At 66.8% G+C, this 9,521-nt stretch carries 10 protein-coding genes and 1 tRNA gene; 5 read left to right on the top strand and 6 right to left on the bottom strand.

Annotation, left to right across the window (positions count from 1 at the left end; translation table 11 throughout):
* The 4 genes from pabB to msrA form a co-directional block, all read left to right on the top strand.
* Positions 1–1,692: aminodeoxychorismate synthase component I (gene pabB, locus Q0316_RS18025; protein ID WP_298674919.1), on the top strand; the 1,692-nt coding region annotated here is incomplete at its 5' end.
* A 61-nt stretch (positions 1,693–1,753) separates the two neighbouring features.
* On the top strand, positions 1,754–2,953 hold the full coding sequence (locus Q0316_RS18020; protein ID WP_298674917.1) for a pyridoxal phosphate-dependent aminotransferase: 1,200 nt from the start codon (positions 1,754–1,756) through the stop codon (positions 2,951–2,953).
* A gap of 197 nt (positions 2,954–3,150) precedes the next feature.
* Positions 3,151–3,291: a hypothetical protein gene (locus tag Q0316_RS18015; RefSeq protein ID WP_298674914.1), complete on the top strand. Its 141-nt coding sequence runs from the start codon at positions 3,151–3,153 to the stop codon at positions 3,289–3,291.
* 36 nt (positions 3,292–3,327) lie between these two features.
* On the top strand, positions 3,328–3,984 hold the full coding sequence (msrA, locus tag Q0316_RS18010; RefSeq protein ID WP_298674912.1) for a peptide-methionine (S)-S-oxide reductase MsrA: 657 nt from the start codon (positions 3,328–3,330) through the stop codon (positions 3,982–3,984).
* On the opposite strand, the gene Q0316_RS18005 is transcribed toward msrA, so the two are convergent.
* The 6 genes from Q0316_RS18005 to Q0316_RS17980 all read right to left on the bottom strand — a co-directional run bounded on the left by Q0316_RS18005 (position 3,968) and on the right by Q0316_RS17980 (position 8,854).
* Positions 3,968–4,144 (bottom strand): Trm112 family protein, encoded by a 177-nt coding sequence (locus Q0316_RS18005; protein ID WP_298674909.1) that lies wholly within the window; start codon positions 4,142–4,144, stop codon positions 3,968–3,970. The two genes, msrA and Q0316_RS18005, sit on opposite strands and share 17 nt — an antisense overlap.
* The gene (locus Q0316_RS18000; protein ID WP_298674924.1) at positions 4,141–4,752 is read right to left on the bottom strand and encodes an LON peptidase substrate-binding domain-containing protein; all 612 of its coding nucleotides are present in this window, start codon (positions 4,750–4,752) and stop codon (positions 4,141–4,143) included. Before Q0316_RS18000 ends, Q0316_RS18005 begins: the two co-directional genes overlap by 4 nt.
* Positions 4,749–5,645: a tetratricopeptide repeat protein gene (locus Q0316_RS17995; RefSeq protein WP_298674921.1), complete on the bottom strand. Its 897-nt coding sequence runs from the start codon at positions 5,643–5,645 to the stop codon at positions 4,749–4,751. The genes Q0316_RS18000 and Q0316_RS17995 overlap by 4 nt, the downstream gene beginning before the upstream one ends.
* A gap of 124 nt (positions 5,646–5,769) precedes the next feature.
* On the bottom strand, positions 5,770–6,618 hold the full coding sequence (locus Q0316_RS17990; RefSeq protein ID WP_298674906.1) for a TorF family putative porin: 849 nt from the start codon (positions 6,616–6,618) through the stop codon (positions 5,770–5,772).
* Positions 6,619–6,812: 194 nt separating this feature from the next.
* Positions 6,813–8,147 carry an ATP-binding protein gene (locus tag Q0316_RS17985; RefSeq protein WP_298674903.1) on the bottom strand — a complete coding sequence of 445 codons (1,335 nt, stop codon included), beginning with the start codon at positions 8,145–8,147 and terminating at the stop codon, positions 6,813–6,815.
* Entirely contained in the window at positions 8,144–8,854 is a 711-nt protein-coding gene (locus Q0316_RS17980; protein WP_298674900.1) for a response regulator transcription factor, read from the bottom strand. Before Q0316_RS17980 ends, Q0316_RS17985 begins: the two co-directional genes overlap by 4 nt.
* A 121-nt stretch (positions 8,855–8,975) precedes the next feature.
* On the opposite strand from Q0316_RS17980, the gene Q0316_RS17975 reads away from it, so the two are divergent.
* Positions 8,976–9,050, top strand: a tRNA-Gly gene (locus tag Q0316_RS17975).
* Positions 9,051–9,521 lie beyond the last annotated feature (471 nt).

Genomic DNA, 9,521 nt, shown 5'->3' with positions numbered 1-9,521 from the left:
CTCGCGGCGTTGCGCGCCGCCGTCGCGGCGGGGCGGCAAGCGGCTGGCTTCCTCTCCTATGAAGCGGGCCATGCGCTTGAGCCTGGTGCGGGCTTGGGCGCGGGCGCGGGCGCGGGCGCGGCCCCCGCCTCGCCCACGCCGCTGTTATGGTTCGGGCTGTTCGATGGCTTCGCGGAAATCGCCGATCCGCTGGCGCTGTTGCCCGATCCCGCCGGCGCATGGATCGGCGCGCCCGCGCCCGAAATCACCCGCGCCGAATATGACGCGATGATCGCCGCGGTGCAGGGGCTGATCGCCGCGGGGGATATCTATCAGGCGAATCTCACCTTCCGCGCGCAGGTGCCGTTCGCTGGCGATCCGCTCGCCGTCTATGCCGCGGTGCGGGCGCGGGCGGCGGCGGGCTGGGGCGCGGTGGTCGCCACGGGGCGCGAAACCTTGCTCTCCTTCTCGCCCGAATTGTTCTTCGATCTCACCGACGGGCAAATCACCTGCCGCCCGATGAAGGGCACCGCGCGGCGCCTGCCCGATCCGGCGCAGGATGCAGCGGCGGCGGCGGCACTGGCGGCGGACGACAAGCAGCGCGCCGAAAATCTGATGATCGTCGATCTGATGCGCAACGATCTGGCGCGCGTCGCCATGCCCGGCAGCGTGCGGGTGCCCGCGCTGTTCGCGGTCGAACATTATCCCACCGTCCACCAGATGACTTCCACCGTCACCGCCACGCCGGCACCGGGGCGCGACGCGATTGACGTGATGGCCGCGCTTTTCCCGTGCGGCTCGATCACCGGGGCACCAAAGATCCGCGCGATGCAGGTGATTGCCGAGGTGGAGCGCGAATCACCGCGCGGCCCCTATACCGGCGCGATCGGCCAAATCGCGGCCCCCGGCACGGCGCAGTTCAATGTTGCGATCCGCACCTTGCTGGTGGACGAGACGCGGGTAAGTGATGGCGTTCGCCACGCCACCATCGGGCTCGGCGGGGGGATCGTCGCCGATTCCCGCGCCGCTGACGAATGGGACGAAGCCTTGGCCAAGGGAGCTTTCTTGACGCACGATTCGCGCCCATTCGATCTGATCGAGACGATGGCCTTCGATCCCGAAGCCGGCGTCGTGATGGTCGAGCAGCATCTCGCGCGGATGAAGGCGAGCGCGGAGGCGTTCGGCTTCGCGTTCGATCGCCACGATGCCCGCAACGAGCTTCAGGCAGCGACGTTCCGGCTGCGACACCCCGCGAAAGTGCGGCTGCTCGCCGCCCGATCGGGGCGAATCGCGATCGAGGTAGCCCCCGCGCCGCCCATGCGCACCGCGCCGATGCGGGTCGCGCTCGCGCCCTTGCCGGTGGCGCCGCGCGATTTCCGCCTGCGCCACAAGACCAGCGATCGCGCCTTCCACGATGATGCGCGGATCGCGGCGGGCGCCGATGAGGTGGCGTTCGTCGACCCGGACGGCTTTCTGACCGAGGGCAGCTTCACCACGATCTTCATCGAGCGCGACGGCAGGCTCGTCACCCCGCCGCTGGCGCGTGGATTATTGCCCGGAATCCTGCGCGCCGCGTTGATCGAACAGGGCCGCGCGGTAGAGGGCGACATCGCCCCGGTGGAGCTTGCGAACGGCTTTTTTATCGGAAATGCGCTGCGCGGGTTGATGCCTGCCGTTGTTGCAGTTGCGAAATCGAAGCCGCGCCCGCTATAGGCCGCGCGACATAAGCGGGCTGCGCCGGCGCAGCTCCGCGACATCTTACGAGGCCCTGACCATGAAGCCCTCCGCCGCGCTTGACCGCATCAGCCCTTCGCCCACGCTGGCGATCACCACCAAGGTGCTGGAACTGAAGCGTGCCGGCGTCGACGTGATCGGGCTGGGCGCGGGCGAGCCCGATTTCGACACGCCCGATTTCGTCAAGGAAGCCGCGATTCAGGCGATTCGCGACGGCAAGACGAAATATACCAATGTCGACGGCACCGCCGAATTGAAGGAGGCGATCGTCGCCAAGTTCAAGCGCGACAACAACCTTGATTACACCACGCAGCAGATCAGCGTGAACGTGGGCGGCAAGCACACCCTGTTCAACGCGCTGGTCGCGACGCTCAACCCCGGCGACGAGGTGATCGTCCCCGCGCCTTATTGGGTGAGCTACCCGGATGTGGTGCAGTTCACCGGCGCGACCCCGGTGATCGTCGCCGCCGGCGCGGCGCAAGGGTACAAACTGACCCCGGCGATGCTGGAAGCCGCGATCACGCCCAAAACCAAATGGCTGATCCTCAACTCGCCCTCCAACCCGACCGGCGCCGCCTATACCGCCGCCGAACTGAAGGCGCTGGGCGAGGTGCTGGAGCGCCACCCGCAGGTGTGGATCTTCGCCGACGATATGTACGAGCATATCGTCTATGACGATTTCCAGTTCGCAACGATCGCCGAGGTCTGCCCGTCGCTCTACGATCGCACGCTGACGGTCAACGGCTGTTCCAAGGCCTATGCGATGACCGGGTGGCGGATCGGCTTCGCCGCGGGCGCGCCCTGGCTGATAAAGGCGATGTCCAAGCTCCAGTCGCAATCGACCTCGAACCCGTGCTCGATCGCACAGGCGGCGGCGACGGCGGCGCTCAACGGCGATCAATCGTTCCTGATCGAGCGTAATGCCGCGTTCAAGTCACGCCGCGATCTCGTCGTGTCGATGCTCAACCAGACCGTCGGCATCACCTGCCCGCGCCCCGAAGGCGCCTTCTACGTCTATCCCGAGGTGTCGGGCCTGATCGGCAAGGCGACGCCGGGCGGCAAGCGCATCGAGAACGACAGCGACTTCGTCGGCTATCTGCTCGATGATGCGCGCGTCGCGGCGGTGCAGGGCGTGGCGTTCGGCCTGTCGCCCGCGATGCGCATCAGCTACGCCACCGGCGAGGACGTGCTGCAGGAGGCGTGCGAACGCATCCAGACGGCCTGCGCGGCGCTGCGCTGAGGCCCGCGGGTTTCAACAACGAAACGCTGGGTTTCGATTGTTGAAATACCGCGGCAACCCGCGACTACCTATTTGCCTGCTGCCGGATGAACGGCGGCGCCAGCAATGGTTCAGCGGCCCCAAGTATAACTTTCCTTGTCGTCGGCGGGGCACGCCCCACCTGATGGCCCGAACAGATTCGAAAAGAGATCATAAGAATGACCCGCTTCCTCAAATCCACCTTCCTGTGGCAATTCGCAGGCGGCTTCGTGATCGGGGCGGTGGGTCTGTTCGCGCTGAATCCGGTTTCGGCCAGCACGGCATCGCCGGAAGCGCCTGCCCACGTCGTCACCCGGTGATGGCGCGCCGCTGAGCGGCATCCTATATCAGGGGGCATGAATCGCTCCCTGCCCGCAATCGCCGTGGCCGCGTTTCTCGCCACCGCCCCCTTGCTCCCCGCCGGTGCCGCCGAACGCGCGGTGGCGATCCCGCCGCCCGCACGCGATGTTCCGGCGACGCCCGGCACGCAGACGGCGGTGCTCACCGGCGGCTGCTTCTGGGGGATGGAGGCGGTGTTCGAGCGCGTGAAGGGCGTGCGCTCTGTCACCTCGGGCTATGCCGGCGGCAGCGCGGGCAATGCCAATTATCAGGCGGTTTCGGGCGAAGACACTGGACACGCCGAAGCGATCCGGATCGTGTTCGATCCACGGCAGGTCAGCTACGGCACGTTGCTGCGAATCTATTTCTCGGTCGCGCACGATCCGACCCAGCTCAACCGGCAGGGGCCGGATAGCGGGCCGAGCTACCGTTCCGCGATCTTCCCGCAATCGGATGCGCAGCGCGCGGTGGCGACAGCCTATATCGCCCAGCTCGGCCAGGCGCACGCATGGCCGCGCCCGATCGTCACCCGGATCGAGCGGGGCGCATTCTTCCCGGCGGAGGCATTCCACCAGCATTTCTATGATCGCAACCCGGCCAACCCCTATATCGTCCGGTGGGACAAGCCAAAGGTCGCCGCCTTCCGCGCCGCTTTCCCTAATCTCGCGAAGTGAGCGGGCGCGCTTCCTCCACCAGCAGCACCAGCACGCCATCGCGGATCGGATAGGCGACACCGGCGGCATCCGAGACAAGCTCCTCCGCCGCCGGGTCATGCCGCAGCGGCTGGCGCGTCACCGGGCAGACAAGCCGCTCAAGCAGCCATGCGTCGATCATTGCAGCGTCACACGATCCTCGCCATCATGGCGCCCGAAAAATTGCAGGAGCTGGACGACCAGTTCGGCGCGCTCGGCGACCGTCCGCGCTTCGAGCAACGCCTGCTTCGCGGCGGAATCGAACGGCGCGATCTGCGCGATACCGTTGACGAGGCTGGCGTCGTCGAGCCGCCCGACCGCGTCCCAATCCACGGCATAGCCCTGCGCCTCGGCGAAACGCTTCGATTCAAGCTCCAGCCCGGCGCGCGCGGCAAGCGACAGCGTGTCGTCCGCCGGCACCGCCAGCAATTCGGCTTCGACCTGGCGGAATTGCGTCGTCACTTCGAGATCGCGCACCACGCGAAACAGCGACAGCCCTTCGAGCACGATGTTCGAACGGCCATCGTCGAGCATCTCGATATCGGTGATCCGCCCGACGCAGCCGATATCGAACAGCGGCGGGTGATCGCCCTCGCCGCGCGGCTGGATCATGCCGATCCGTCGATCGCGCGCCATCGCATCCGATACCAGCGCCCGATAGCGCGGCTCGAAAATGTGCAGCGGCAGGTGCAGCCCCGGAAAGAGGATCGCGCCGGCCAGCGGAAAGATCGACAGCCGGATCATCGTCACCCGAACAGGATCGCGGATAGCTTGCGGCGCTGCTGGGAAACCCACGGATCCTCCAGCCCAACCACTTCGAACAGCTTCAGCAATTGCTGGCGTGCGGCGCCCTCGCTCCAGTCCCGCTCGGTCGCGACGATCGTGAGGAGCCCTTGCGCCGCCGCATCGCGATCGCCCGCCGCCATCTGCGCATTGGCAAGATCGTAGCGCGCCTGAAGATCGCCCGGATTGGCCGCCACCGCCGCTTCCAGCGGGGCCAGATCGGACACCACCGGCGCGGATTTCGCCAGCGCGAGCGCGGATTTCGCGCGCTCGATCTCGGGGAGCGTCGCGATATCCTCCGGCAGCGCGGCGACCGTCGCCTCGGCTGCGGCGACATCGCCCGCCACGATCAGCGCGCGAGCCCGGCCCGAAACGACCGCGGGGTTGTCGGGCGCCATCTCCGCCAGTTGATCGAAGATCGACAGCGCGCGCGCGGCATCGCCCGCCGCCAGCACATCCTCGCCCATCGCGATCAGCGGCTCAAGCTCCGCTTCCTGCTGCTGCGCCTCGCCCGTGATCGGCAACTGGCGCAGCAATTGATCGAGCATCGTGCGAAGCTGCGATTCGGTGCGCGCGCTGGTAAGGTCCGCGACGAGCTTGCCCTGAAACATCGCATAGACGGTGGGGATCGAGCGCACCTGGAATTGCGCGGCGATGAACTGGTTCTTGTCGGTATCGACCTTCGCCAGCACCACGCCCTTGTCGGCATAAGCGGCGGCGACCTTCTCCAGCACGGGCGCCAGCGCCTTGCACGGGCCGCACCATTCCGCCCAGAAATCAATGATGACGAGCTTCGTCATCGACGGCTCTACCACGTCGGCGCGGAATGCCTGCACCGCCGCCTTTTCCGCTTCACTCATACCCAGGGTTGCCAAGGATCGCTCCAGCTTGATTGGTGCGCCCTTATGTGGGGACCGGCCGGGGGAAGCAAACCCCCCGACCGGCGCGAAAAGTCAGTTTATGGCGCGAAGCCACCGCGCCCCATCAGAAGGCCGCCGTGATCGAGAACAGCGCGGTCGATCCGGCGATCGAGCTGCCGTCCCTGGTCGAGGCGAAATTGGGGCGGAGATAGGCGGATTTCGCCCGGCTGATATCGGTGTCGATCCACGCCGCGCTCAGCGTCAGCGGGGTGCCCTTCACCGCGAAATCGGCGCCGACCATCCAATCCCAGTAATGGCCGGTCGGCGCGGCGCTCGTGCCGTTCGGGCCGAGGCCGTTATTCCCGTCCGAATGGCCGAGATGCGCCTTGGCGGTGAGCGGGGTGGAGGGGATCGCCGCCGAAAGATCGGTCCAGATATAGAGATTGTCGTTCTTCGCGCCGGGGTGATCGGGGGTTCCGGTCGCATAGCTCGCGGCATTGTCATACCATTTGCCGAGCGCGACCTGCTTGGGCGCATAAGCGACGCCGACCAGCACGGTGGCCGGGCCGGCGGTGCCCGACAGTTTCACATATGGTTCGCCAAAGTCGCTCCTGTCGGCGCCGCCGGGATACATATACCAGGTAAGCCCGGCATCGACCGAAAGGCCCCCGCCCAGCGACCTTTTATAGCCGCCGATCAGATCCAGCTCCATGTTCGCCCCGCCGAACGTGCCCCAGCCGGCAAGGTTAGACGCCCAGGTGCTGACGTAGAAACCGCTCTTGTGCGCGATGGTGAATCCGCCCTGCACGGCGGCATGTTTGTCGGTTTGCGACACGCCGCGCAGGCGGTAATCGCTGACCACGCCCACGCTGCCGGTGACGGTGACATCCTTTGGCGGCGCGGTTTCCTGCGCCGCGGCGGGAACGGCCACGACGGCGAACGCAAATGCGGAAACAAGCTGAAACGTCTTCATGGAACCTCCTGTTGCTCAGAGGCTCCTCCTGCTTTCCCGTCCGTCGTTGCTCTCTATCCCGGTGGGCGGGCCGCGACTGGTCGGTGGCCTTTACGCTAGTGCAGCATTTTTTCCAGAATGTTGCTGTTTCATGTCAAAACATTTCTGGATAGCGCACGCCGTCCACAATGTGGCGCATTCGCCACGGCAATCCATCACGCCGCACCGACATTCCCTCCGGGCCGGGGCAGACAGACCGTGGCTTCCAGCCCGTGCGGCTCGCGATTCGCCAGCGTCAGCGTGCCGCCCTCCGCCGCCACGGCCTGCGCGGCGATCGCCAGCCCCAGCCCGAACCCCACGGTATCGCGCGGTCGCGCGGGATCGAGCCGGACGAACGGCTGGATCACCGCGTCGAGCTGCTCCGCCGGTATCCCCGGCCCGTCATCAATCACGCGCACCGTCACCGCGGCGGCGCCATCCTCCAGCGCGATCGTCACGCGGTCACCATGTTGCAGCGCGTTATCGACGAGATTGGTCAGCGCGCGCCTGAAGGCGGAACGGCGTAGCGGCAGCTCCAGATGATCGGGGCCGGCATATTCAGCCACATGGCCGGCATCGCTCGCGTCATCGACCAGCGTTGCACATAGCACCGCGAGATCGACCGGCACGGGCGATTCGGGATCATTCTCCCCGCCGAGAAAGGCGAGCAGCGAGGCGATCATCGCCTCCATTTCGGCCACGTCGCGCCCGATCGCGTCCCGCGCGGGCGCGTCGCGCACCGATTCGGCGTGGAGCCGCAATCGCGCCAACGGCGTGCGCAGATCATGGCCGACCGCCGCCAGCGCCTCAGTTCGCGTATCGATCAGCGCGCGGATACGTGCCTGCATCCGGTTGAACGCGCCGACGACGCGCCGCACCTCGCCGGGGCCGCCCTCCGGCACCGGATCGACGCGATCATATCCCATCCGGTCCGCCGCGGTCGCCAGCCGCCGCAGCGGCAGCAGGATGCGGCGCAGCATCAGCCCCCCGATCGCGATCAGCGCGATGGCGAGCACAAGCGCGAAAGCGATTCGCTCGAACCCGAAGGTCAGCGGCGTCAGCGGTTCCAGCGTGCGGAAATAAAGCCAGCTACCGTCGGCAAGGCGCAAGCCCCCCGTCACCGCCGCCGCGCCGCCGCCCAAAGAGGTCAGCAACACGCGCAGATCCGCCGTCCGCAACCCCGGCTCCCAGGCGAGGATCTGGCGCCGCATCTCGCCCAATGGCGGCGCGAGCCGGGCGCGGCGGGGCGGCGCCTGATCCCAGCGAATCGCATAACGCGTCGTGGTCAGCGCATAGGCCATCGCCGCGCGTGCCGCCGGCGGGCGCTCCTCGATCAGCCGCCGGCTGATGACGAGATGCTCGGCAAGCCGCCGCGCCTCATCGTCGCGCACCGAAAACTGGCTGGCGCGTTCATAGAGCAGCGTCGAGACGCCGAACTCGATCAGCATCGTCAGCAACAGGATCGCGACGACCTGCCCCAACAGCCCCGTCGAGAGGATCAGCCGCCTCAACTGCGCTCCACCGGCGCGTTGAGCATATAGCCCACCCCGCGCACCGTGATGATCGGCGCGGCATCCCCCGCCGTGGAGAGCTTGCGCCGCAGCCGGCTGACCAGCACGTCGATCGAGCGATCCGAACTGTCGCCAAGCCGGGTTCGCGACAATTCGATCAGCCGCTCGCGCGCGATCACGCGCTGCGCATGATCCGCCAGCGCGACCAGCAGATCGAATTCCGCGCCGGTAAGATCGACCACCGCGCCAGTCGGCGAGAGCAATTCGCGGCGCGGCAGATTGAGCGACCAGCCCTCGAATCGCATCACCCCTTCCCCGCTCAAGCGCGATCGCCGGTCCAGCGCGGGCCGGCGCAACACCGCGCGCACCCGTGCCACCAGTTCGCGCACGCCGAACGGCTTGGCGATATAATCGTCCGCGCCCAGCTCCAGCCCGACGACGCGATCGGTTTCGCTGGAGCGCGCCGACATGAAGATGATCGGCACATCGCTTTTCTGGCGCAGCGCCCGGCACAGGTCGATCCCGCTGGTGCCCGGCAACATGATGTCGAGCAGCACGAGATCGACCGGCCCCGAATCGAGCGCCAGCCACATCTCCGGCGCGGCGGAGGCGGGGCGCACAACAAAGCCGTTTTCCTGCAACGCGCGCGCCGTGAGCATACGCAGGGAAGGGTCGTCCTCGACGAGCAGGATCACGGGAGCGGTCATCCCGCGGGCCTAATCGCGAAGGAGATGCACGGTCAACGCAACGAGGGGCTTGGCAAGACCAAAATCCGCTGCTAGTGGCCGCGCCTCACCCACCCCGGATGCTCCGGGGACAGGCGCCAGAGCGGGCGTAGCTCAGGGGTAGAGCACAACCTTGCCAAGGTTGGGGTCGAGGGTTCGAATCCCTTCGCCCGCTCCAGTTTTTCCAAGAAAATCATTAACATACGATTCCTCGCTGATGAGGAATCCTGGCGTTGGGCGCGTCGGTCAACACATGTTCAACACGGTTGGTCAGTCGCACGATCGCGTGCGAAATCGCACAAACAGGTCACGGTCGGGGGTGACTGTGAATACATATCGAGCCGTCGCACCCATCAAGTGGACTGCGGACGATTCGCTGCTCCATCGGCCCCAGACCGTCAGGGAGCAGCTTCGGCTGAGGACGTTCAGTCAAAAGCATAGCGACAGGCCAAGCGCGTTCAGGAGCACCCCCTTTTGAACGCCGTAATGCGCGCGCGTCAGAGTCAGTCGCGCATGGGGATCATGAAACCGTAAATGGCTCCCGCGAAGCGGGCGAACTTGCCGTGCGCCGCCAACGGCGTCGCGGGCTGCTAGGGGCCTTGCCCTCGCGTTGCGCAAGGGAAGCTTCGCCGTCCGGGGCGGTATCCCC

Origin of the sequence: uncultured Sphingomonas sp. (assembly GCF_937871615.1) — a bacterium.
Lineage (GTDB): Bacteria > Pseudomonadota > Alphaproteobacteria > Sphingomonadales > Sphingomonadaceae > Sphingomonas.
This window is presented reverse-complemented; position numbering and strand designations above follow the sequence as displayed.